Raw genomic sequence first — 24541 nt, forward strand, 5'->3', positions numbered from 1 at the left:
CTCCATGGCCGCGTCAGTGGTCACAGTGATCGTCATGCTGGGTTCTCCTTCTGCTCGCGCCCCAGCCTCTCAACCAGCCAGCCCGGGTGTCTCACCTCAGTCTGGCGGATAGGGAGGGTGCAAGCGAGTGCACACCCATCCGATTGGCCGCCCCTCATCAACCGCGACATCGACGTTCTCAGGTTCGTTGTCAAGCACTTCTGACAGGTCCTTGAGCTGCCTTTCGCGCCACCCATTTGGGTAGAACGCGCTGTACACGAAACCCGGCACTTCGTTCCTCACTATCGGGAAGACTGGTTTCCAAGCCCGGAGTGAGAGGTCTAGTAGCGCAGACCGGTGCTCTGGGGCGTAGCTGATGATTCGGTGCATCCAGATCTCCTAAGGTGGACACGCTCTCGAAAGAAAGCCACCGTGGCCGTGATGGTGTGACCTTCAACTTCGTTTAGAGGGATTTCTCAGCTTCATATGGCGGCACTTTTCTGATAGGCCGAGAAGCTCGAAGGTGAGCGCCTGTTGCACGCAATCTAGTCGGGCCGCTGACTGGTAGTCGCACCCGATCTGCTCAGGCCCAAGGTGAACGGATAGCCGAGACTCGCAGCGCTGCCGTACGGATAGCCCTGGCCGCAGGGAACGAGCGGTCCGGTCGAATGTCCAGGCCAGCGACCTTCGCGATTTCGTCGGCGACCTGTTGCACGGTCCGGTTGCCTGTGTCGATATGCACCCCGAACTCCGGCGCAGATAACGCATCGAGTGTGGCGTCAGCATGATGCTGGGCGTACGACGCGATCACGTCGCCACGAGATCGGAGTCGCCTACGCAGTTCGTGGAGTTGCAGTGACAGCGTGACGTGAACAACCCGGTGCTGCGATTCCCGTACGGGATCGAGTACATGAGATAGGAGAAGGCTGTCGGCGACAGTTTGGGGAGCAATGATSGTCGCCCCCGTGTGATCGAGAATGTCGATCAGAGTGGATGGGACGGCAGAGGTCCAGGCATCCAGGGTTCGGTAGTCAGGCCTCACTGTTCGCGGATACATCCGGCGTAAGCCGAAACGAACATGTTCCGGATCGGCGAGGTGGGGTGCGGCACACGACGGACCAGGTCAGCGGCAACATGAGTCTTGCCACTGCCATGGGCACCGTTGATCCATAGAAGCGTGCCGCGTCGCTGGTCACTCATTACGTAGTCAGTACTCAATTCGACTGAGACTGGGGCGCTGTTACAMGACATATCGATATGGGTACCAAGGTCCTTCGAGGTGGTTTACCGCTAACCCTTTGACCTCGGGATCGAAGGTGGGTGGGACCAGCCACTCTTGTGAAAGAAGGCTCCGGAGTCGGTCGAGCCGAACGAAGTGCAGCCCTCTCGGAGACGCTGGAAAAACTGTCAGGAACGAGGATTCTGCCAACTTCGTGACAATCGGCCTCTGAAAATTTGCTGACAACGTGCTGCTGGATCGGCACGAAGCTGACAAGTTGGATGAGAACCGACACTCGTCGTCGGTTGTCAAACAGTTTTGCAGTTTGCCAAACCCGTGTCAGTGAACCTCCCTGGATCTGTCGGAGGGTTCCGATCTAACAGGGAAGACGCGTCGGCGACGACTTGGACAACGCCCTCATGGAGTCCGCGATCGGGCTGTGCAAGACCGAGCTGATCGACCTGGAGACCACGCGCAGGTGGACCGGCCGCAACGAGGTCGAGCACGAGACCGCGGACTGGGTGAAGTGGTTCAACGACGAGCGACTGCACTCGGCGATCGAATACCGACCACCCATCGAGTAAGAGGAGATGTACTGTTCCAACCAGGCGACCGAACCTCAGGCCGCCTGATTCAGCAAGACCCTCCGACGGGGCCAGGGCGATTCAACCGAATCAAACCCTGCCTCTGACCATCCGCATACACAGGGATCTTGACAGGCTCCTCCGTGCAGCGCCTGACCCCCGACGAACAAGTAGAAACACCCGCTAGCATTATCGCCATGCCCGGCGACAGCGACACCAGCACGGAGGCCCCCGACCTCGTCGACGCCGCACGTATGGGCACCCAGCCGCAGCCGCAGACGGCGCGGGGTCGGCGCACCCGCGAGGCGCTCATCGCGGCGGCCCGCACGGTCTTCGAGCGCGACGGCTACGTCGACTCCCGGTTGATCGACATCGCCGCCGAGGCCAAGTGCTCGATCGGCAGCTTCTACACGTGGTTCGACAGCAAGGACGAGGTCTTCGCCGCCGTCCTCTACCAGGCGCAGAGCGACATGCTCCACCCCGGGACGGGCCGCATCGAGGCGAGCGATGACCCCGTGGCGATCATCGCCGCGAGCAACCGCGCCTACTTCGAGGCGTACCGGCGCAATGCCCGCCTCAACATGCTCCTCCAGCAGGTGGCGGCGCTCAACCCACGCTTCCGCGACCTGCGCAACGCGCGCTCGATGGCGTTCGTCACGCGCAACGCACGCGCCATCGCGGACCTGCAGGAGCGGGGTCTCGCCGATCGCGGTGTCGATGCCTCGATGGCCGCGATGGCCCTGTCCGGGATGGTCGCCCGACTGGCCTACGAGGCCTTCACCGGGGGCGCGGTCGTCGAGTCCGTCGACGACCTCGTCGAGACAGCGACCCGGCTGTGGACCAATGCCCTGGGGCTGACGACGCCGGAGCTGCGCGAGGATTGAGCCGTCCGGCGCGCAGCCCCGTGCGCGGTCAGCGGGCGATGGTGACCCCGCCGTCGACGGTGAGGGTGCTGCCGACGACGTAGTCGCCGGCGTCCGAGGCCAGGTAGACCGCTGCGCCCGCCATGTCCTCGGGGCGGCCGATGCGTCCGGAGGGGATCTGCCCGGTGATCTCGTCGCCGTGGTCGCGGGCCTCCTTGTTCATGCTCGAGGCGAAGGCGCCGGGGGCGATCGCGCTGACGATGATGCCCTCGGGCGCCAGGCGCACCGCCATCCGCTTGGTCAGGTGGACGATGCCGGCCTTGCTCGCGTGGTACGAGTACGTCTCCATCGGGTTGAGTGAGAGTCCGTCGATCGAGGCGATGTTGATGACCTTGGCCAGGTGGCCGGTCCGCTCGCGGCCGGCGAGCAGCAGGCCCTTGGCGGCCTGGGTGAGGAAGAAGGGTGCCTTGACGTTGAGGTCCATGACCTTGTCCCAGCCGCTCTCGGAGAAGTCGTCGAAGGGCTCGCCCCAGGCCGCCCCGGCGTTGTTGACCAGCACGTCGAGGTGGTCCTCGTGCTCGCGGAAGGCCTCCAGGAGGGCGGCGATGCCGGCGGTCGTCGAGATGTCGTGGGGGAGTGCGACGCACCGCCCGTCGCCGTGGATCGCGGACAGTTCGGCCGCGGTGGCCCGGCAGGCCTCCTCCTTGCGTGCGGTGATGTAGACGGTCGCACCCTGGGCGAGCAGGCCCTCGGCGATCATGCGGCCGATGCCGCGGGAGCCGCCGGTCACGAGGGCGACGCGTCCGTCGAGTGAGAAGAGGGCAGAAATGTCCATGGTGGTCCTTCGTGTCGGGTGGTGGTGGGTCGACGGTAGCCGTACTTGAAATGGGATTCAATAGTAGTTGAACCTCGATTCATGTTGTGGGAGGGTGGCGAGGACATCCGATCGAGCACAGGAGCCGCCCCATGACACGGACCTCGCAGGAGATCCGACTCGCCGCCCGCCCGCAGGGCCGCCCCGACGCGAGCACCTGGGACCTCACGACGAGCGAGGTGCCCGACCCCGGACCCGGCGAGATCCTCGTGCGCGTCGACCTCGTCTCACTCGACCCGGCAATGCGCGGCTGGCTCAACGACGTGCGCTCCTACGTCCCCCCGGTCGGCATCGGCGACGTCATGCGGGCCCTGGGCGCTGGCGAGGTCATCGCCTCGCAGCACCCCGACTTCGCCGTCGGCGACGTGGTCAGCGGCAGCTTCGGCGTATGCGAGTACGCCCTGTCGGACACGGACGGGGTCACCCACCTTGACCTCGACGTCGCGCCGATGGGCACCTGGCTGGGCGCACTCGGCATGCCCGGCATGACCGCATACTTCGGTCTCGTCGACGTCGGTCGGGTGCGGGCCGGTGACACCGTCCTGGTGTCCGCGGCAGCCGGCGCGGTCGGCAGTACCGTCGCCCAGCTGGCCAAGGCCATGGGGGCCCGGGTCATCGGCGTCGCCGGCGGCCCGGACAAGGTCGCCTGGTTGCGTGAGCTCGGTCTCGACGAGGTCATCGACCGGCGGGACGGCGACCTGCTGCGCCAGGTCCGCAAGGCGGCCCCCGACGGGATCGACGTCTACTTCGACAACGTCGGCGGCGAGCTCCTCGACGCCGCACTGGCCAACCTGCGCCGCGGTGCCCGGGTCGTCCTGTGCGGCGCGATCTCGGCCTACAACGACGAGACCCTCGCCGAGGGCCCTCGGCGCTACATGTCGCTGCTGGTCTTCCGCGCGACGATGCAGGGCTTCGTCGTGTTCGACTACGCGGACCGCTACCCCGAGGGCGTCGCCGAGATCTCCCGACTCATCGCCGAGGACCGCCTCGTCCCGACCGAGACCGTCCTCGAGGGCGGGGTCCCCGCCTTCCCCGACGCCCTGCTCGGCCTCTTCGACGGGGTCAACACCGGCAAGCTCCTCCTGAAGATCTGAAGGGACCCACCATGCGCGCCATCCACATCTCCTCGCTCGACGGCCCGGACGCCGTCGAGGTCGTCGACCTGCCCGACCCGCAGCACGGGGACCTCGTGACCATCGAGGTCAAGGCGGCCGGGGTCGCCTTCCCCGAGCTGCTCCAGACGCGCGGCCTGTACCAGGTCAAGCCCGACCTCCCCTTTGTCCCGGGGGCAGAGGTCGCCGGCGTCGTCACCGCCGCCCCCGAGGGCAGTGGGCTGTCCGTCGGTGACCGCGTCGCCGCCCTCACTCTGCTCGGGGGTTTCGCGGAGCAGGCCCTGGCCCGCCCCGACCTCACCTTTGTCCTGCCCGACGAGGTCGGCTTCGAGGAGGGGGCCTCCTTCATCTTCAACTACGCGACGGTCTACTTCGCGCTCGTCGAGCGCGGCCACCTCGCCCGGGGCGAGACCGTCCTCGTCCACGGTGCCGCCGGTGGCATCGGGACTGCGGCCATCCAGATGGCCAAGGCCTTCGGGGCGGGCAAGGTCATCGGAGTGGTCTCCACGCAGGAGAAGGGGGAGATCGCCCGGTCCGCGGGTGCGGACGAGGTGGTCCTCGCCGACGGGTTCCTCGAGGCCGTCGGCAAGGCGAGCGTCGACGTCGTGGTCGATCCCGTCGGTGGCGACCGGTTCACCGACTCGCTGCGCTCCCTGCGCGAGCACGGCCGCCTCCTCGTCATCGGGTTCACCGCCGGCTCGATCCCCGAGGTCAAGGTCAACCGGCTACTGCTCAACAACGTCTCCGTCGTGGGGGTCGGCTGGGGTGCTTACGCCCTGTCCCGTCCCGGCCACGTCGGTAAGGAGTGGGAGGCGATGCTCCCGCACCTGCGCAGTGGAGCCCTACGGCCCGTCGTCGGGGCTACTCACCCACTCGGGGACGCGGCGGCGGCGCTGCGCTCCCTCGAGGGCCGGACGGTCACCGGCAAGGTCGTGCTGGTGCCGTGAGCGGGAGTCTGCCCTCCATCGAGGAGGTCGACCGAATCCCGGCGGCCTGCAGCACCGTCGCCGGGCGCGAGTGGGAGGACGGCAACGGCCACGTCAACGTCGCCCACTTCTACGGCTTCCACATCCGGGGGGCCGAGGAGGCGCTGCGCCGGGTGGGGATCGACGACGCCTACCGCACCAGCCGGCGCCTGGGGGTCTTCAGCATGGAGCAGCACCTGCGCTTCTTCCACGAGGTGCACATCGGCGAGGAGGTCTCGGTACACGTGCGGTGGCTCGACCGCGGGGACAAGGTCTTCCACGGCATCTCGGTCCTCCTCAACCGCACGACCGGGCGCATCGCCAACACGCTCGAGGTGATCGAGGGCCACGTCGACCTCGCCACGCGCCGCGCCGCATCCTTCCCGGCCGACGTCGCGCAGCGGATCGACGACGAGGTGGCCGCCCACCGGGCCCTCGGGTGGCAGCTGCCGCTCTCGGGGGCCATGGGCGTGCGCCGCTGACCGGACCTCGGCCCTGACGAACGAGGACCGCACCTGCTCGGCAGGTGCGGTCCTCTCGTGTGTGCAGGGGTCTGACCGTGAAGTAGGGGTCAGACGGTGAAGCGGCCGATCGACTCGGCGATGAGGATCGGCTTGTCGATGCCCTCCGCCTCGACGGTCAGCATGGTGACGACCTTGACCGCGCCCGGTGACGTCTCCTCGACCGACGTCAGGCTGGCGCGCAGCCGGATCCGCGAATCCACCGGCAGCGGGTGGATGAAGCGGACCTTGTCGTAGCCGTAGTTGAGGCTGTGCGCGAACCCGTCGAAGGCCATGAGCTCCTCGAGGAAGGCGGGCGTGCGCGAGAGGCTGTAGAGGCCGTGCGCGATCGTCGACCCGAAGGGGGAGTCCGCCGCCCGCGCGGGGTCGACGTGGATCCACTGGTGGTCGCCGGTGAGGTCGGCGAAACCGTCGATGCGCGACTGGTCGACGACGTGCCACTCGGTGGGGCCGAGCTCCACCCCCACGAGGTCCTGGAGGTCCTGCACGGAGGTCGGGCGGCGCTGGGTGGTCTGGGTCACGATGAGCTCCTTCGGTCGCGGACGATTCTCCCCGAATCTAGTTGAACCTGAAGCCGGATTCAAGTATGTTTCGAGTCATCCGGCAGTCGAGACCACAGGAGTTCTCACATGACCACTGACCACCAGCGCATCGCCGTCGTCACCGGCGCGGCCCGAGGTATCGGCGCGGGCGTCGCCCGTCGCCTGGCCGACGACGGGATGGCCGTCGCCGTCCTCGATCTCGACGAGTCCGCCTGCGTGGGCGTCGTCGAGGAGATCGTCGCGAACGGGGGCCGGGCGCTCGCCGTCGGCGCCGACGTGTCGGATCCCGAGCAGGTTGAGGCGGCCGTCGCGCGCGTCGCCGACGAACTCGGTGCGCCCACGGTCCTGGTCAACAACGCCGGCATCATCCGCGACAACCTGATCTTCAAGATGTCCGTCGAGGATTGGGACGCCGTCATGGCGGTCCACCTGCGCGGGGCCTTCCTCATGACCAGGGCCTGCCAGGCGTACATGACGCAGGAGCGCTTCGGTCGAATCGTCAACCTCTCCTCGACGTCGGCGCAGGGAAACCGCGGCCAAGCCAACTACTCGGCCGCCAAGGCCGGCATGCAGGGTCTCACCAAGACCCTGGCCATCGAGCTCGGCAGGTTCGGCGTCACCGCCAACGCGATCGCCCCCGGCTTCATCGAGACCGAGATGACCGCGGAGACCGCGGCGCGCATCGGCATCGCCTTCGATGATCTGAAGAAGATGGCGAGCGAGCAGGCGGCCGTGGCCCGCACCGGCACGCCGCACGACATCGCGCACGCCGTCTCCTTCTTCGCGAGCGAGGGCGCCGGCTTCACCACCGGCCAGGTCCTCTACGTCGCCGGCGGGCCGTGCGACTGATGGGCGTCCCGATGCAGGTACACGACAAGGTGGCCGTGGTCACCGGCGCTGCCGGTGGCATCGGTGCCGCCCTCGCGGAAGCGCTCCTCGAGGCCGGCGCGCGGGTGGTCGTCTCCGACCTCGACGAGAACCGGCTGACCGCTACCGCTGAGCGTCTCGGCGCGATCGCGGTCGCGGGGGACGCCTCCCGCGAGGAGACGATCAGCGAGATGATCACCGCAGCGCAGGATCACTACGGCCCGGTCGATCTCTTCTTCGCCAACGCCGGGGTCGGCGACGGCTCCGGCCTGGCTGCCACGGACGAACAATGGCAGCTCGCACTGGACGTCAACCTGCTCGCACACGTGCGTGCCGCGCGACAGCTCGTACCGGGGTGGGTCGAGCGGGGGAGCGGGTACTTCGTCTCCACCGCCTCGGCAGCGGGATTGCTCACACAGGTCGGTTCGGCCACGTATTCCGTGTCCAAGCACGGCGCTGTCGGCCTTGCGGAATGGCTCGCCGTCACCTACGGCGCCGACGGTATCGGCGTCAGTTGTCTGTGCCCGATGGGTGTCGACACCGACATGCTCCGCTCCGGGATGAGTTCGACGGGCAGCGACGGTGGCACGGTGGCCGCGGCCGCCGTGACCAACGCAGGCGACGTCCTCGCTCCCCGCGATGTCGCCGATCAGGTCCTTGCGGCGATCGCCGAGGGAACCTTTCTCATCACGCCGCACGCGAACGTGCGGGAGTTCCTGAAACGCAAGGTGGACGACCCCGATCGTTGGATTCACGGCATGCAGCGATACCAGCAACAGCTCCGAGGAGGGACCCGATGAGCAACGCCGCCGGACTGGTGTGGAAGTGGGCAGACGAGACACCCGACGCCGTGGCGCTGCGAGAGGGGGAGAGGTCCCGGACGTTCTCGCAGCTGCGGTTCGAGATCGGCGGGGCGATGGCGAAGCTCGCCCACCTCGGCGTCGAGCCGGGCGACCGCGTCCTCATCGTGGTGCCGACGAGTGAGGAGTTCGTCCTGGCGTATCACGCGGTCCTCGCACTCGGCGCAACCGCCGTGACCGTCAATCCCCTGTGCACGCAGCGTGAGTTGCTCCACTTCGTAGAGGACGCGGGATGCACCTGCGTGCTCGGGTGGCATGAGAGTCGCGGGCCGGTGGAGGCAATCGCGGACACGTGCGGTCTCCCGCTGTGGCTGCTCGAGCCCGGATGCGTCACCGCTGCGCAGGAGCGGCCTGCCCTCGCCGACGTCTCGACCGAGGACGCCGCAGTGCTGCTCTACACCTCAGGGACCACCGGTTCGCCGAAGGGCGCCGTCCTGACCCACGGCAACCTGCTCGCCTGTGGCGCCGCCTTCGCCGACGCACTCGAAGTGACGAACGCGGACCGGATGGGCACCGCCCTTCCGCTGTTCCACGTCTTCGGCCAGGCCGCGGTGATGTTCACCGTGTACACGCCCGGCGGCAGTATGTCGCTGCTGCGGCCGTTCGATGCGGCTTCGCTGCTGCGCATGGCAGCCGATCAGAAGCTCACCGCTCTCGCCGGAGTCCCGACGATGTGGAACGCCATGCTCCACGCCGACACCGACGTCACCGCCGAGGATCTGAGCAACCTGCGGTTGGCCTGCTCCGGCGGCGCCGCTCTGCCTTTCAAGGTCGCCCGGGCTTTCCGCGACCGCTTCGGCGCGATGGTCCTCGACGGCTACGGGTTGAGTGAGACCACCGGGGCGGCGAGCTGCAACCGTGCCATCTATCCCCGCAAGGAGATGAGCGTCGGTCGGGCCCTCGCCGGGTGCCGCCTGTCGATCGTCGACGATGACCGCAACCACCTGCCTCCTGGTGAGGTCGGCGAAGTGGCGATCGCAGGCCCGGTGGTCATGCGCGAGTACTGGGGCAGGCCCGAGGCCACGGCCGCCGTGCGTGACGGCGAGTGGTTCTTCACCGGGGACATCGGTCGGATGGACGAGGACGGTGACCTGTGGATTCTCGACCGCATGAAGGACCTAGTCATCCGTGGTGGCTACAACGTCTATCCCCGCGAAGTCGAGGAGGTCCTCTACAACCACCCCGATGTCCTCGAAGCGGCGGTGATCGGAGTCCCCGACGAACAGCTGGGCGAGGAGATAGCGGCCGTGGTCACCCCGCAGCCCGGCTCGACGATCGTCCCCGCCGACCTGCGCGCGTGGCTCTCCGAGCAGCTCGCCGCCTACAAGGTCCCGCGGATCTACCGGGTAGTCGAAGCTCTCCCCAAGGGGGCGACCGGAAAGATCCTCAAGCGTCAGATCGACCGCGGCGACATCGCGACAACCGGTGAACGGCCCGCCCGGACCGCCACCCCCACCACCTGAACGAAGGGAGCGACCCGTGGATTTCACGACGGACGCCAGGACCGCCGAGCTGCAGGAGCAGCTCGACGTCTTCATGGATGAGCACGTGTACCCGATCGAGGCGCCCTACCAGGAGCAGCTCGACGCGGCCCCCGACCGCTGGTCGCCGCCGCCGATCATCGAGCAGGCGAAGGAAGAAGCCCGCCGGCAGGGATTGTGGAACCTCTTCCTTCCGGGGCGGGACGGCGCCGGATTGACCAACCTCCAGTACGCGCCGTTGTGCGAGACGCTCGGGCGCAGCCTGCACATCGCCCCGGTTGCGACCAACTGCGCGGCCCCGGACACCGGCAACATGGAGGTGCTGCACATGTTCGGGACCCCGGAGCAGAAGGAACAGTGGCTACAGCCGCTTCTCGCCGGGGAGATCCGATCGGCCTTCGCCATGACTGAGCCACGCGTGGCCAGTTCCGACGCGACCAACATCGAGAGTTCGATCGTCCGCGACGGTGATGAATACATCATCAACGGTCGAAAGTGGTACATCTCCGGTGCGATGAACCCCGATGCCAAGGTCTTCATCGTCATGGGTAAGACCGACCCCTCGGCCGCACGTAACAAGCAGCAGTCGATGGTCCTCGTTCCACGCGACACCCCGGGGGTCGACGTCCGCCGCGGGATGAAGGTGTTCGGTTATGACGACCGCGACCACGGTGGACATGCGGAGATCGACTTCACCGATGTACGGGTTCCGGTGAGCAACCTCATCGGCGAGGAGGGGGCGGGATTCGCGATAGCCCAGGCCCGGCTCGGGCCCGGCCGCATCCACCACTGCATGCGCCTCATCGGGATCGCCGAGCGCTCGCTCGAGCTCATGGTCGCCCGGGCCGCGAGCCGCGTCAGCTTCGGCAAGCCGTTGTCGGAGCAGGGAGTCGTCCGTGACTGGATCGCGGAGTCACGGGTGCGAATCGAGCAGCTCCGTCTACTCACCCTCAAGACCGCCTGGTTGATGGATACCGTGGGGAACAAGGGGGCTCACACGGAGATCCAGGCGATCAAAATCGCCGCGCCCGCCACGGTCGAATGGATCCTCGACAAGGCGGTTCAAGTGCACGGCGCCGGCGGTCTGAGTCAGGACTTCCCGGTGGCGGAGTGGTATGCCCAGGTCCGCACCCTCCGCTTCGCCGACGGTCCCGACGAGGTGCACAAGAATGCGCTCGCCCGCAACGAGATCCGCAGGATGACGGCCGATGTCTGATCTGCACGAGCGGGTCGAACAACTCCTCGCGAGCTACGACCCCCAGACCACGACGGGTGCAGAGTTCCTCGCCGCACAGTTCGACCAAGGGCTGGCCTGGGTTCACTTCCCCGAGGGGAAGGGCGGGCTGGGCCTGGCCCGGGGACGACAGCTGGAGGTCGACGCACTGCTCGACGCGGCGGGAGCGCCGCGACCGGACCTCGGACGCAACAGCATCGGCCTGGGTATGGCCGCACCGACGATTCTCGCGTTCGGTAGCGAAGAGATGCAGCAGCGCTACCTGCGGCCGTTATTCGCGGGCACCGAAGTCTGGTGTCAGCTGTTCAGCGAGCCCGGCGCCGGATCGGACCTCGCGGCCGTCGCCACCCGCGCGGTCCGCGACGGCGACGACTGGGTCGTGGACGGGCAGAAGGTGTGGACCTCCGGGGCTCATAACGCCGATCTGGCGATCCTCCTCGCCCGCACCGACACCTCCGTTCCCAAGCATGCAGGGATGACCTACTTCATTCTCGACATGACGGAGCCCGGCGTCGACGTACGGCCGCTGCGCCAGATCACCGGCGAGGCCGAGTTCAACGAGGTGTTCCTCTCCGGCGTCCGGGTGCCCGACAGCAACAGGGTCGGCGACGTCGGTCAGGGGTGGAAGGTGGCCACGACGACGCTCAACAACGAGCGTGTCGCCATCGGCGCCGGCAACGTCCGCGAGGCGGGCCAGATCGGTCTCGTGGCCCGGCGCTGGCGCGAGGACGTGTCCGTGCGCACGCCGGGCCACCACGCCGAGCTCATGCAGTGGTGGGTCGACACCGAGGTGACCCGGCTGGCCGGAGAGCGTCTGAGTCAGTCCCTCGAGGCGGGCCAGCCGGGCCCGGAGACCTCCGCGATGAAGCTCGCCTTCGCCCACCAGGCGCAGCAGGTGAGCGGATTCGCTCTCGAGGTAGCGCCAGAGGACGGTCTGACGTACCACGACTGGACGATGGTGCGGCCCGAGGGAGGTTCGTTCCTCGGGCACGGCCCCGGCTACCGGTACCTCCGCGCCAAGGGCAACTCGATAGAGGGAGGCACCAGCGAGATCATGCGCAACGTCATCGCCGAGCGAGTGCTCGGCCTGCCCGCCGACCACCGCCCTGACAAGGGGATCGCCTTCAAGGACGTGCCGCGATGATCGACCTACTTAATTCTGATGTCGAAGAGTCCCTGCGCCTGAGCGTCCGTTCCGCTCTCCGGCGCACTCACGATGACGCGCTTCTCACCCGTCTGGCCGACGAGCCGGATACCGACGTCACCACCATGTGGCGGGTACTCGCCGAGCAGCTCGGCCTCGCCGGCCTGCTCGTTCCCGAGAGCCTCGGGGGGTCTGATGCGAGCGCCCGCGAAGCCGCAGTCGTATTGGAGGAGCTGGGGGCCTCCGTCGCGCCCGTGCCCTTCCTCACCAGCGCGGTCATCGCCACCACCGCCCTCGTTCACGCTGGCGACGAGGTTCTCCTCCCGGCGCTCGCAGCGGGTGAGCGCACAGCTGCGCTCGTTCTGCCGTGGACCGCCCGGCGGGGGTCGTGGTCGCCGGTGGACCACGACGCTGCTCCGGTCGCCGGGGCGCTCGGGGCCGACCTGTTCCTCGTCCCGGTCCGGGACGCCGATGGCGGCACCTCCCTACGCGCCTACGACCGGGACGAAGTGGATCTCACGCCGATCGTCTCGCTGGACGTGACCCGGCCGCTGGCCCGGGTCGTCGTTGCGGGCGCCGGCACCGAGGTCGCTTCCGGACGCACGGCCACCGAGTCCGTCGACGCCGCCCTCGCGGCAGGAGCCGCGCTCCTGGCCTCGGAGCAGCTCGGACTGACCCGGTGGAGCCTGGAGGCCACCGTGGACTACACGAAGAACCGTGTGCAGTTCGCCCGGCCGATCGGTTCCTTCCAGGCGATCAAGCACCGGCTGGCCGATCTCTATCTGCTCCTCGTCAACGCCCAGGCGGTCGCCCGATATGCCGCCGCCACGCTCGCCGAAGACGACCCCGACCAGTACGTGGCCCAGGCCCTCGCCCAGTCTTTCTGCTCCGATGCGGCCGTTCGGGCCACGGAGGAGGCCCTGCAACTGCACGGCGGCATCGGCATGACGTGGGAGGCGCCGGTCCACACCAGGCTGAAACGAGCGAAATCTGATCAACTCGCCCTCGGCACGCCGGACCGTCACCGCACCGACCTCGCTGAACTCGTGGATCTCCCAGTGAGCTGACAACCCGTTCCGAGACCACTACACACCACAGAGGACCCACCATGCGTGAAGCAGTCATCGTCTCCACGGCCCGAACCCCGATCGGCCGCGCCTACCACGGCGCCTTTAACGACACCCAGGCCCAGGAGCTCATCGGCCATGCCGTGCGGCACGCCGTCGACCGCGCCGGCGTCGACGACGCGCGCGTCGAGGACGTCGTGATCGGCGCGGCCCTGCAGCAGGGTTCGACCGCGATGAACATCGGTAGGCAGGCCGCGATGCGTGCCGGGCTGCCGGTATCCGTCGCCGGTATGTCCGTCGACCGGCAGTGCGCCAGCGGCCTCATGGCCATAGCGACCGCGTCGAAGCAGGTCGTCATGGACGGAATGGACATCGTCGTCGGAGGAGGCGTCGACTCGATCTCGCTCGTACAGAACGAACACATCAACGACTACCGCGCGCAGGACCCGTGGCTCGTCGGACATGTGCCCGCGCTGTACATGTCGATGCTCGAAACGGCGGAGGTGGTCGCGCAGCGCTACGGCGTCAGCCGGGAAGCCCAGGACGAGTACGCGCTGCAGTCCCAGCAACGTACCGCATCGGCCCAGGCGGCCGGCGCCTTCGACGACGAGATCGTCCCGCTGCCGTCGACGATGCTCACGAAGGACCGCACGACGGGTGAGGTCGGGTCACGGCAGGTGACACTCGCCAAGGACGAGGGCAACCGCCCGGGAACAGCCATCGAGGACCTGCGCAAGCTCGATCCGGTCCTCGCCGGGGCAGGCTCGGAGGGAATGTCGATCACCGCGGGTAACGCATCGCAGCTCTCCGACGGAGCCTCCGCCGCGGTCGTCATGGAAGCCGCGGAGGCCTCACGTCTGGGACTGAGTCCGCTCGGTGCCCTGCGCGGCATCGCTGTCGCCGGATGCGAGCCCGACGAGATGGGCATCGGTCCGATCTATGCGGTGCCGAAGCTGCTCAAGCAACACGGCTTGACCGTCGACGACATCGACCTCTGGGAGCTGAACGAAGCCTTCGCCGTACAGACCCTCTACTGCCGCGACATCCTCGGCATCGACCCGGAGAAATACAACGTCAACGGCGGAGCCATCTCCATCGGCCACCCCTACGGCATGAGCGGTGCCCGTATGGCCGGGCACATCCTGATCGAGGGCCGTCGCCGTGGCGCCAAGTACGGCATCGTGACGATGTGTGTCGGAGGCGGCATGGGTGCAGCCGGCTTGTTCGAGATCTTCTGAGACGTCCAACCCTACTGAGGAGCCCGAGTGCCCGAGTCCGTTTTCGTTGCCAACCGTGGAGAAGTGGCCCTGCGCATCGTGCGGGCCGCCCGTGAGCTCGGTCTCGACGTCGTCGTCGCCGTCACCCGCGCCGAGGTCGACTCCCTCGCCGCTCGGCTCGCCACGGCGGTCCACGTCCTCCCGGGTGAGGGCGCGGCGGCCTACCTCGACGCCGACGCCCTCGTCGCCGGGGCGACGGAACACGGGTGCACCCTGCTGCACCCCGGCTACGGCTTCCTCAGCGAGAGTCCTGCACTCGCCCGGGCGTGTGCTGACGCGGGCGTCACCTTCGTCGGTCCGGATGCGTCGCTCCTCGAACTGTTCGGCGACAAGGGCAGCGCCCGGTCGGCGGCTCAGGAGGCCGGGGTGCCGGTTCTGCCCGCCACCGATGTCGGTGTCACACGCGAGCAGGCGGAGGCCTTCGCCCGCGAGCAGGAGCCCGCCGGCGTCATGATCAAGGCGGCGGCCGGAGGGGGCGGTCGTGGCATGCGCGCAGTCCCCTCCGGGGAGCAACTGGGTGAGGCATGGGAGCGGGCCCGGTCGGAAGCCGAGCGTGGTTTCGGCTCCGGGGCCCTCTTCGCCGAGCTCTACGTCGAGAGGGCGCGCCATATCGAAGTGCAGGTCATCGGGGACGGCGACAAGATCACCCATCTCGGCGAGCGGGACTGCACCGTGCAGAGACGTTTCCAGAAGATTGTGGAGGTCGCGCCCGCCCCCGGCCTGCCCGACGCGGTACGGGCCGATCTCCACGCGGCGGCCCGCCGGCTCCTGTCCGGCCGTGGCTACCGCGGTCTCGCGACGGTCGAGTTCCTCGTCGACGCCGACGATCCGACCCGTTGGTGGTTCATCGAGGTCAACCCGCGACTGCAGGTCGAGCACCCGGTGACCGAGTTCGTCACCGGTGTCGACCTCGTTCTCACCCAACTGCGTCTCGCGTTGGGCGGGACCCTGACCGATCTCGGTCTGGCATCGCCTCCCCGCGTCGTCGGTGCGGCTGTGGAACTGCGGGTGGCGGCCGAGCGCACGGGCAGCAACGGCGAGGTCCTCCCGGCGAGCGGCGTGGTCTCCGCCCTCGCCCTGCCGGCCGGGCCGGGGGTGCGCGTCGACACTCACCTCGTAGAGGGCACGCGCGTGGACGGCTCCTTCGATTCCCTCGTCGCGAAGATCATCACCCACAGCCAGGAAGGGCAGGCCGGGGCGCTTTCCAAGGCGCGCTGGGCTCTCGATGAGTACACGGTCGGGGGCCTGGACACCAACTTGGCCACGTTGCGCGAACTGCTCGCGCATGCCGACCTGCCCACGTGGTCGGTGACGACGACGTGGTTCGACTCCGCTGGCCTGACGCGGTCAGCGGGGCCGTCGGACCTGACGGACGGAGAGATTCTCGCCGAGATGAGCGGGACAGTCATCGCTGTGCTCGTCGAGGAGGGACAAGACGTCGCCGCAGGCACACCGCTCGTGATCATCGAAGCGATGAAGATGGAGCACCTCGTACCGGCGCCGGCTTCCGGGGAGGTGACGGCGGTCCAGGCCTCCGCAGGCGCGAGCGTAACCGCCGGCGACCTGATCGCGAGGCTCAGGCCGTCGGCGGACCAGTCCGCGGCCGGTGTCGCCGAGGACGGCCCCGACCTCGACTCGGAGCGGCCCGACCTCACGCGGCTGCTCGAGCGACGTGCCCGGCTCATGGACGACGCCCGGCCCGGGGCTGTCGCCAAGCGCCACACCCGCGGCCAGCGGACCGCTCGGGAGAACATCGCCGACCTCGTCGACGAGGGCAGTTTCGTCGAGTACGGCGGATTCGCCGTGGCGGCCCAGCGTGCCCGCCGGACCGAGGAAGACCTCATAGCGAACACACCGGCCGACGGCATCATCACCGGGATCGGCCGGGTCACGGCGGCGCCGGCGGAGGACACCCGCTGCGCAGTCCTCGCCTACGACTACACCGTACTCGCAGGCACCCAGGGGTACCTCAACCACAAGAAGACAGATCGCATGCTCGAACTGGCAGAGCAGCAGCGACTGCCCGTGGTCCTCTTCGCCGAAGGTGGCGGTGGTCGTCCCGGCGATACCGACACGACCGTGGTCAGTGGCCTCGACGTGCCGACCTTCGCGACGATGGGGCGCCTCAGCGGGCAGGTGCCCACGATCGGCATCGCCGCCGGCCGCTGCTTCGCGGGCAACGCCGCCCTCCTCGGGTGTTGCGATGTCGTCATCGCCACCCGCGACTCGACCATCGGGATGGGCGGCCCGGCGATGATCGAAGGCGGTGGCCTCGGGCTCTACTCTCCGGACGAGGTCGGCCCCATCGACGTTCAGAGCGGCAACGGCGTCGTCGACGTCGTCGTGGCCGACGAGGCGGAGGCGGTCGCGGTGGCCCGGCGCTACCTCGGCTACTTCCAGGGTGTGCAGCCGGAGTGGGCCGCAGTCGATCAGCGTGCACTGCGCCATGTCGTCCCAGGGAACCGGGTCCGGGCCTACGACATCCACGCCGCGATAGAGGCGCTGTCCGACGAGGGCTCGGTGCTGGAGCTGCGAGCAGGCTTCGCGCGTGGGGTGGTCACCTGCCTGGTGCGCATCGAAGGACGCCCGATGGGTCTTGTCGCCAACAACCCGCGCCACCTCGGTGGGGCGATCGACGCACCGGCCGCCGACAAGCTCGCCCGCTTTCTGCAACTCTGTGACGCCCACGGGCTACCCGTCGTCTCGCTGTGCGACACCCCGGGATTCATGGTGGGGCCCGATCACGAGCGCACCGCCACCGTGCGGCACTTCGCCCGTCTCTTCGTCATCGGGGCCCACCTGCGGGTCCCGATCGTCACCGTCGTCCTGCGCAAGGCCTACGGGCTGGGGGCGCAGGCGATGGCTGCCGGCGGATTCCACCGACCGGCCGCGACGCTCGCCTGGCCCACCGGCGAGGTCGGAGGGATGGGGCTCGAGGGGGCCGTGCGGCTCGGCTTCCGCCGCGAACTCGAGGCCATCGCCGATCCGGCCGAACGACGCGAGCTCGAAGAGAAATTGTTGGCCGACATGTACGAGCGCGGGCGGGCCGTCAACGCCGCTGCCGCTGTCGAACTCGATGACGTCATCGACCCGGCCGACACCCGCCGGTGGATTCTCACGGCGGCAGCGGCGACCCCGGCCGCGGTCGACACGTCTACCCGCTACATCGACACCTGGTGAAACGAAGGAGCGCAGGAGTGAACCACACCCGACACGTAGAGGACGTCCGACGGCGCCAGGAGAGAGTTCGTCCCGCGGACACACCGCGCGATGTCGTCCACCCCCTGGGCGATCTCACCGTGCCCGAGTATGTCGACGCGTGGGCCCGAGAGCGCCCCGATCGGCCAGCCGTCATTCACGGTGATGTCAGGATCGACTACCGTTCTCTCGCCGACCGTCATGCCCGGTGGGCCGGTTGGCTGCGGGCGCACGGGGTGCTACCCGGGGAGCGCGTGGGCGTTCACCTCGGTAACGTGCCCGAGTTCATCGTGGCTTTCCTCGGGACCCTGCGGGCGGGATGCGTGCACGTCCCTGTCAATCCGATGTTCCAACACGCCGAGCTCCGCCATGAGCTCGGTGATTCCGGTGCCCAGGTGGTCGTGACCAGCGCCGCCCTGGCGGACAGACTCTGCAGCATCGCCGCCGAGACCGAGGTGCGCACTGTGGTGGTTCTCGGGGGAGAGGGGGACCCACTGCCCTCCGTCGACGGGGTCGAGGTGGTCCGTTGGTCCGAGACGGTCGACGCGGAGCCGTTGTCCGAGCCCGCACGAGACCTCGACGCTCTCGCCGCGCTCAACTACACCGGCGGCACGACCGGGCTGCCCAAGGGATGCGAGCACACCCAACGGCACATGGTCTACACCGCGGTCAGCGGGGCGGGGGCCAACGGTCTCGTCGACGACGACATCGTGTCACTGTGTTTCATCCCGGTCTTCTGGATCGCGGGGGAGGATCTGGGCATCCTCATCCCGCTCGTGCTGGGGGGCACGACGGTCCTGCTCGAACGGTGGGACGCGGCCGCGGTCGTCGACCTCGTCGAACGGCACCGGGTGACCATGACGGCGGCGACCGTCGAGAACTTCCTCGACATCCTGCGCGTGCCCGGGGTTGAGGAACGTGACCTGACCTCTTTCGTCGCGCCCATGGCGATGTCCTTCATCCAAAAACTGACTCCCGAGATCCGTAGGCGATGGTCTGATGTCATCGGTGAAGGGTCGGTCTTGCGGGAGGGGTCCTACGGCATGACAGAGAGCCACACAGTCGACGTCGTGCCCTACGGCTTCCATCTGAACGACCACGACTTGCTGACAGAACCCGTCTTCTGCGGGTTGCCGGTTCCGGGGACCGATGTGATCGTCGTGGACCCGGTGACCGCCGACCCGATGCCCTTCGGTGAGGCGGGGGAGATCCTCCTCCGGAGCCCTTCGATCATGAACGGCTACTGGCGTAATCCGGAAGCCAGCGCCGCGCAGCTGCGCGATGGCTGGCTTCACACAGGTGACACCGGTTATCTCGACGACGACGGTTGCCTGCATTACCTGGCGCGAAGCAAGGACCTGATCAAGGTCAGGGGCATGAGCGTATTCCCCGCCGAGGTGGAGATGATTCTCGCTGACCATCCCGACATCGGCTCGGTGGCGGTCGTCCCGGCCGAGGACTCGGTGACGGGACAGCGGCCGGTCGCCTTCGTCAGTGCCCGAGCCGGCGGATCGCTGTCCGCGGAAGCGGTGGAGGAGTGGGCTCGCAGCCGGATGGCGAGTTACAAGGTGCCGCTCGTCGAAGTGGTCGAGTCCTTTCCGCTCACCGATACGGGCAAAATCCGCAAACTCACGCTGCTGACCCGTGCGCAGGAGCTCGCCGACACTCTGGACTGAGGGTTTCCCGCGTCGCGAATTCTCATGCCCATTCGAGGGCGAGGCGCCCACGCATGCCTTGGGAGTACGAGGGCAGACAGTCCTGCCCCATCCTGATCAGAACTGGTCAGGATGGTTCCGCCGTGTCTCCGGCACGTCACGGGCAGCCGTGTGGGGGAGGTGGTCTGTGCGCCGGGCGAAGTCGACTGATGTGACCCTTGACACAACCTGAATCTAGGTTCAATATTGGGACTTGAATCAGAATTCGAGTACAGGAGTCGGGATGACAGCACCAACAGCGGCGTCAGACATTGTGCACGCGAGGGCGACCAGGAAAGTTTTCCTGCGACTGGTGCCCCTGCTCATGGCGGCCTACTTCATGGCCTTCGTCGACCGGACCAACGTCGGTCTGGCCAAGAACGCGCTGGAAATCGACGCAGGGATCAACGCAGCGGCGTACGGGCTCGGTGCGGGCCTGTTCTTCATCACTTACGCGTTCCTCGAGGTGCCGAGCAACCTGATCCTGCACAGGATCGGGGCCAAGGTGTGGATTAGCCGCATCGCTGTCACCTGGGGCCTCATCACCATCGCGATGATGTTCATCTCGAGCCCCATGACCTTCTACATCCTGCGTCTACTGTTGGGCGCGGCCGAGGCCGGTCTCTACCCCGGGATCATGTACCTCATCACCACCTGGTTCGCGCAGAAGGATCGCGCCACGGCTGTCGGCCTCATCCTCACCGCCTCATCCGTCGCCTTCATCGTCGCCAACCCCATCGGCGGTGCAATCATGCAGTTGGACGGCATCGCGGGTCTGCACGGCTGGCAGTGGCTTTTCGTGCTCGAGGGCATCCCTACCGTGATCCTCGGCGTCATCTTGTTCTTCATGCTGCCCAATTCGCCGGAGAAGGCACCGTGGCTCGAACCGGAGGAGGCGCGTGAACTGACCCGCCGCGCCGTCGGGAACGAGACCGAGGAGTCGAACCCGGGCGCAATCGTCCGTACTGCGATGTCCAAGCCTTTTCTGCTGGCCATCGCGGGAATCTACTTCATCAACCAGATTGCGACCTACGGCGTGATCTTCTTCGTCCCTTCCATCGTCGAAGCCATGAATGTGACCGACAGCTTCATGATCGGGCTCATCTCGGGTGTCGTGGGCATCGGTGCCGTCATCGGCGTGGTGTTCATCCCCCGTGTACTCAAGCGCAATCCCGGCACGGAGGTGCGGCTCATCGGCATCACGACCGCGGCCGTGACCGTCCTGGCAATGCTGTTCATCTTGGTCGGGAATCCGGTGGCCAAGATGCTCATCCTCAGCGCGGCCATGCTCTTCATCGTGGGGGTTCAGCCTCTCTACTGGTCCGTCCTCATGGCTCGCCTGGGCGGTGTCGCCGCAGCTGCCGGCCTGGCCTTCGTCAACACCATCGGACTCACCGGTGCCTTTGTGGGGCCGTACGCCTTCGGGCTCGCGGAGACGGCGACCGGCTCACCGTCCTCCGGACTGTGGGTAGTCGTGGGCACGACCTTCCTCGGACTGTTGCTTGTCCCCCTGCTGAGGAAGCTGCTCGAGCGCCACGATAGTGAGAACCCGACGCAGGAGCTGGTCGAGCACAAGACCGAGAAGCCCGCGGTCATCCTTGGACACGCGCTCTGACCCGGCGGTTCGCCCACGATCTCGTACGGCGAATTCTGACAACCCACATGCCCGGCGATAGGACAACGGTCCCGAGCCGCGGGTGTGATCCTCGCGGAAACGCGGGCTCGACCAGCGCCTGTATCCCGCATTCAACTACCGCTTTTTTACACCTGAGAGCCAGAAGGAGAAAGCTATGGCGACCGTCCCGACAGTGACAGGGGATATCGACTCCGCCGATCTCGGCCGAGTGCTGGCCCACGAACACATCTTCGTGCTGGGGGAGGAGTACCGGGAGAACTACCAAGACGACTGGGACGAAGATGCCAAAGTCGCCGAGGCGGTAGCAGAACTCGGACAACTGCCCGACCTGGGAATCAACACGATCCTCGACCCGACCGTACTGGGACTGGGTCGCTACCTACCTCGAGTGCAGCGGGTAGCCGAACAGGTCGACGTCAACATCGTCGTCGCCACCGGCTTGTACACGTACAACGAGATCCCCTTCCAGTTCCACTACGCGGGCCCCGGTCTCCTCTTCGACGTCCCTGAGCCGCTGACGCAGCTCTTCCTCAAAGACCTGCGCGAGGGCATAGCCGACACGGGCGTGCGTGCCGGCTTCCTCAAGTGCGCCATCGAGGAGCAGGGTCTGACCCCGGGCGTCGAGCGGGCGATGCGGGCAGTCGGTGCCGCCAGCGCCGAAAGTGGCGCTCCGATCACGGTGCACACCAATCCACATACCGGCTCGGGCCTTGTGGCCCAGAGCGTGCTCGCCGAAGAGGGCGCCGACCTGTCGAAAGTCGTGATCGGTCACAGTGGGGACACCACTGACGTCGACTACCTCTGCGAGGTCGCTGATGCGGGGTCCTACCTGGGTATGGATCGGTTCGGCCTGGACGTACTCCTGCCCTTCGAGGATCGGGTGGCCACGGTGTTGGAGATGCTGCGCCGCGGCTACGCCGAGCGGATGGTTCTCGCACATGATGCGGCGTGCTTCATCGACTGGTTCGACCCCGAAGCCAAGCGCCAGGCGGTCCCGCGGTGGAACTACCGGCACATCAGTGAGGACGTCATCCCTGCGCTTCTCGAGGGCGGGGCGTCACAGGACGACATAGACACGATGCTCATCAAAAATCCGCGCGCGTACTTCGAAGGGTGATCCATTCTGTTTCTGCGGTGACGCCGAGTAGAGCCAACGTCCTGCCCCGCCCCGCCCCGACTCAGGCGGGGCGGGGCAGGAATCTGATTGCAGTCAGCGTGCGAAGACCGGGGGGCGCTTCTCGACGAACGCCCGGGCAGCCTCGACGTGGTCGTCGGTCAGTCCGCACTCTTTGTGTCGCGGCACCTCTCCCGACATGGACTCCGAGAGCGTCTGGTGCGGGGCCTCGCGCAGGTTGCTCTTGATGTACCGCAGGGTCAGTGCCGGGCCGTTGGCCAGACGGGTCGCGAGCTCTGTGGTCATCCGCGTGAGTTCATCTTCGGGGACGAGTTGGGTGAGCAGGTTCAGGTCGAGACATGCTTGTCCGTCGAGGCGGGGATTCAGCAGTAGCAACTCGTGAGCGCGCGCCGGGCCGACCAGTCGGTCGAGCAGCCACGCGACGCCGAAGTCGCCGGACAGTGCCACTGCGGCGAAAGCCGTCGCCATGACGGTCCGTGGTGTTCCGATCCGCAGATCGGTGGCGAGGGCCAAGCCCAGGCCGGCGCCGGCTGCAGCGCCGGGAATGGCCGCGATCGTCGGCTTGGTGAAGGCGTGCAGACGCCCGACGGTGAGTTCCTGGTGGCGGAGCTGCTCGGCGACCGCCTCGGGGTCGACCTCGGTGGCGCCGCCTCCTTCTCCGCCGTCCTCGTCGAACTGCTGGACGTCGCCACCAGCGCAGAATGCGCGTCCCGCGCCGGTGAGGACGAGAACGCGCACGGCGGGATCCTCGTCGGCGTGTGCGAGTAGTTCGCCGAGTCGCTCGATCATCGGCACGGACATGGCGTTGCGCCGGTCGGGCCGGTTGAGTGTGATCGTCGCGATGCCGTCGGTCAGCTCGTACAGGACGTGATCGGTAGTGGTCATGGGTTCTCCTGGGGTCGTGGTCGGGTTGACGGGAGTGGACGGGCAAAGGCGAGGGCGGCCGTCAGCGGGAGGACGGCCAGGACGAGCAGGGCGCGGGGAAAGCTGATGGCCTCACCGAGACCGCCAACCGCGGCTGCGCCCAAACTGCCGCCCAGAAGGAAGACCAAAGTCAGTAGACCGAGGGCCCCGCCACGGGTGTTCACGGGCACCGAGTCGGCTACGAGCGCGGTCATCGCGGGCTGCCCCAGGCCGAAGGCGAGCACGAGAACGAGTGTGGCAGCGATGAGGGCGACGGCGTCTACCCGGGCGGCTCCCATGGCGGCCAGCGCTATGGCCAAGGTGGTTCCGCTCGTCGCGAGAAGTTGGCTGCGCGGCGCGCCGAACCTGATGAGCAGCGGGCCGGTGATGCGCGGCGTGACGATACCGAGCGCGGCGCAGGGGACGAGAAGTAGTCCGACTCGCGCCCCGGACCATCCATCGGCGATGAGGACCGTGGGTACAGAAACCAGGATTCCGAACCACGCCGCTGGGAGGCTCACCGCGGTGAGCAGGCTCCGGCGGGCTATTCGGTCGCTGACGAGTCCGGCGGGCACGACCCCGTGCGGCCGCCAGCGCGAACGCAGGACCGCGGTGGGGCCGCAGACGAGTAGGAGCGCGCCACCTGCGGCCGCCACGATCGGGCCCAGCGTCGCTGCCTGAAGGGACATCACGGCTCCGATAGCCGCGCCCCCGATGAGGGCCACTCCGGAGGGGTCCAGCGTGGCGCCCGGCTGGGGATCTGTCGGCAGGTCGCGCCTCACGAGGGGAACGATGAGGAGGGTGAGCGCCGGAATGGCGACGACCGGCCGCCAGCCGAAGGGGTCGACGAGCAGGGCCCCGGCCACCGGACCGAGTGCGTTGATGGTCGCTCCGATGCCTGAGTACGTCGCCATGGCGCGCGCTCTCGAGTCGCCCGAGAACAGCGCTTGGACTGCGGCGATGGTCAGCGCCGGGACAGCTGCTGCTCCCAATCCCTGCAGGGACCGTGTAGCGATGAGGGCGGGTAGAGAATCGACGAGCGCGCCCGCGCAGGCCGCGGTGACCATGATCGACATTCCTACGAGAAGGGGCAGCCGGATGCCGAAAAAGTCGCCCAGGCGTCCGAAGAGCGCGCTGCCCACTGCGAGGGCCAGCGAGTAGCAACTGACGACGAGAGCGGCACGGCCGGCCGTGAGGTTGAGATCGTTCGCGATCGCCGGCAGGGCGACAGCGACCGCGGCACTTCCGAGGCCGGTCACGCCGAAGAGCACGGCGATGGCCCAGGCGAGCGTCCCGCGGTGCGGTGCCGGCGGCGGGCTGGCGCTGGGGATGGTGGCTCCTCGGGTAGCGGCGATCCGGGACTTGAACATGAATCTGAATTCAAGT

At 67.7% G+C, this 24541-nt stretch carries 19 protein-coding genes and 1 pseudogene; 16 read left to right on the forward strand and 4 right to left on the reverse strand.

All coding sequences use genetic code 11. The features are described 5' to 3' along the window. Positions 1 to 1590 precede the first annotated feature (1590 nt). Positions 1591 to 1782: pseudogene (locus G6R20_RS15170) on the forward strand (integrase core domain-containing protein); the annotation flags it as partial. A gap of 254 nt (positions 1783 to 2036) precedes the next feature. After that, a complete protein-coding gene (locus G6R20_RS15175; RefSeq protein ID WP_206680941.1) occupies positions 2037 to 2666 on the forward strand; it encodes a TetR/AcrR family transcriptional regulator in 630 nt (209 codons plus the stop codon). A gap of 28 nt (positions 2667 to 2694) precedes the next feature. Here the strand turns inward: G6R20_RS15175 and G6R20_RS15180 are convergent, their stop codons facing one another. Further along, a complete protein-coding gene (locus G6R20_RS15180) occupies positions 2695 to 3480 on the reverse strand; it encodes an SDR family oxidoreductase (protein WP_163376857.1) in 786 nt (261 codons plus the stop codon). A 131-nt stretch (positions 3481 to 3611) separates the two neighbouring features. On the opposite strand from G6R20_RS15180, the gene G6R20_RS15185 reads away from it, so the two are divergent. Genes G6R20_RS15185 through G6R20_RS15195 form a run of 3 tightly spaced genes read left to right on the forward strand, consistent with a single transcriptional unit; the run spans position 3612 to position 6078 of the window. Further along, on the forward strand, positions 3612 to 4613 hold the full coding sequence (locus G6R20_RS15185) for an NADP-dependent oxidoreductase (protein ID WP_163376858.1): 1002 nt from the start codon (positions 3612 to 3614) through the stop codon (positions 4611 to 4613). Between the two features lie 11 nt (positions 4614 to 4624). Further along, positions 4625 to 5578, forward strand: a complete 954-nt coding sequence (locus tag G6R20_RS15190) for an NADPH:quinone oxidoreductase family protein (RefSeq protein WP_163376859.1) — start codon at positions 4625 to 4627, stop codon at positions 5576 to 5578. After that, positions 5575 to 6078 (forward strand): thioesterase family protein, encoded by a 504-nt coding sequence (locus tag G6R20_RS15195; RefSeq protein ID WP_163376860.1) that lies wholly within the window; start codon positions 5575 to 5577, stop codon positions 6076 to 6078. Before G6R20_RS15190 ends, G6R20_RS15195 begins: the two co-directional genes overlap by 4 nt. Before the next feature lie 89 nt (positions 6079 to 6167). On the opposite strand, the gene G6R20_RS15200 is transcribed toward G6R20_RS15195, so the two are convergent. Continuing rightward, on the reverse strand, positions 6168 to 6638 hold the full coding sequence (locus G6R20_RS15200) for a MaoC family dehydratase (RefSeq protein WP_163376861.1): 471 nt from the start codon (positions 6636 to 6638) through the stop codon (positions 6168 to 6170). A 108-nt stretch (positions 6639 to 6746) separates the two neighbouring features. Between G6R20_RS15200 and G6R20_RS15205 the strand changes: the two genes are divergently transcribed. The 11 genes from G6R20_RS15205 (at position 6747) to G6R20_RS15255 (ending at position 22234) form a co-directional block, all read left to right on the forward strand. Beyond that, on the forward strand, positions 6747 to 7508 hold the full coding sequence (locus G6R20_RS15205) for an SDR family oxidoreductase (protein ID WP_163376862.1): 762 nt from the start codon (positions 6747 to 6749) through the stop codon (positions 7506 to 7508). An 11-nt stretch (positions 7509 to 7519) separates the two neighbouring features. Beyond that, positions 7520 to 8326 (forward strand): SDR family oxidoreductase, encoded by an 807-nt coding sequence (locus G6R20_RS15210; RefSeq protein ID WP_163376863.1) that lies wholly within the window; start codon positions 7520 to 7522, stop codon positions 8324 to 8326. After that, entirely contained in the window at positions 8323 to 9849 is a 1527-nt protein-coding gene (locus G6R20_RS15215) for an AMP-binding protein (protein WP_163376864.1), read from the forward strand. The genes G6R20_RS15210 and G6R20_RS15215 overlap by 4 nt, the downstream gene beginning before the upstream one ends. Positions 9850 to 9865: 16 nt before the next feature. Next, positions 9866 to 11083 carry an acyl-CoA dehydrogenase family protein gene (locus tag G6R20_RS15220; RefSeq protein WP_163376865.1) on the forward strand — a complete coding sequence of 406 codons (1218 nt, stop codon included), beginning with the start codon at positions 9866 to 9868 and terminating at the stop codon, positions 11081 to 11083. Then, positions 11076 to 12245 (forward strand): acyl-CoA dehydrogenase family protein, encoded by a 1170-nt coding sequence (locus G6R20_RS15225; protein WP_163376866.1) that lies wholly within the window; start codon positions 11076 to 11078, stop codon positions 12243 to 12245. The genes G6R20_RS15220 and G6R20_RS15225 overlap by 8 nt, the downstream gene beginning before the upstream one ends. Further along, positions 12242 to 13312 carry an acyl-CoA dehydrogenase family protein gene (locus tag G6R20_RS15230; protein WP_163376867.1) on the forward strand — a complete coding sequence of 357 codons (1071 nt, stop codon included), beginning with the start codon at positions 12242 to 12244 and terminating at the stop codon, positions 13310 to 13312. The genes G6R20_RS15225 and G6R20_RS15230 overlap by 4 nt, the downstream gene beginning before the upstream one ends. A 41-nt stretch (positions 13313 to 13353) precedes the next feature. Continuing rightward, positions 13354 to 14550: an acetyl-CoA C-acyltransferase gene (locus tag G6R20_RS15235; RefSeq protein ID WP_163376868.1), complete on the forward strand. Its 1197-nt coding sequence runs from the start codon at positions 13354 to 13356 to the stop codon at positions 14548 to 14550. A 27-nt stretch (positions 14551 to 14577) separates the two neighbouring features. Continuing rightward, positions 14578 to 17769: a carboxyl transferase domain-containing protein gene (locus G6R20_RS15240; protein ID WP_163376869.1), complete on the forward strand. Its 3192-nt coding sequence runs from the start codon at positions 14578 to 14580 to the stop codon at positions 17767 to 17769. Between the two features lie 17 nt (positions 17770 to 17786). Further along, positions 17787 to 19463, forward strand: a complete 1677-nt coding sequence (locus G6R20_RS15245; protein WP_131885666.1) for an AMP-binding protein — start codon at positions 17787 to 17789, stop codon at positions 19461 to 19463. A gap of 262 nt (positions 19464 to 19725) precedes the next feature. After that, positions 19726 to 21096, forward strand: coding sequence for an MFS transporter (locus G6R20_RS15250; protein WP_163376870.1), 1371 nt, complete (start codon positions 19726 to 19728; stop codon positions 21094 to 21096). A 175-nt stretch (positions 21097 to 21271) separates the two neighbouring features. Then, the gene (locus tag G6R20_RS15255) at positions 21272 to 22234 is read left to right on the forward strand and encodes a phosphotriesterase (RefSeq protein WP_163376871.1); all 963 of its coding nucleotides are present in this window, start codon (positions 21272 to 21274) and stop codon (positions 22232 to 22234) included. 93 nt (positions 22235 to 22327) lie between these two features. On the opposite strand, the gene G6R20_RS15260 is transcribed toward G6R20_RS15255, so the two are convergent. Further along, the gene (locus tag G6R20_RS15260) at positions 22328 to 23137 is read right to left on the reverse strand and encodes an enoyl-CoA hydratase-related protein (protein ID WP_163376872.1); all 810 of its coding nucleotides are present in this window, start codon (positions 23135 to 23137) and stop codon (positions 22328 to 22330) included. Then, positions 23134 to 24525: an MFS transporter gene (locus G6R20_RS15265; RefSeq protein ID WP_163376873.1), complete on the reverse strand. Its 1392-nt coding sequence runs from the start codon at positions 24523 to 24525 to the stop codon at positions 23134 to 23136. The genes G6R20_RS15260 and G6R20_RS15265 overlap by 4 nt, the downstream gene beginning before the upstream one ends. Positions 24526 to 24541: the final 16 nt, after the last annotated feature.

Origin of the sequence: Dietzia sp. Alg238-R159 (genome assembly GCF_900537145.1) — a bacterium.
Classification (GTDB): domain Bacteria; phylum Actinomycetota; class Actinomycetes; order Mycobacteriales; family Mycobacteriaceae; genus Dietzia; species Dietzia kunjamensis.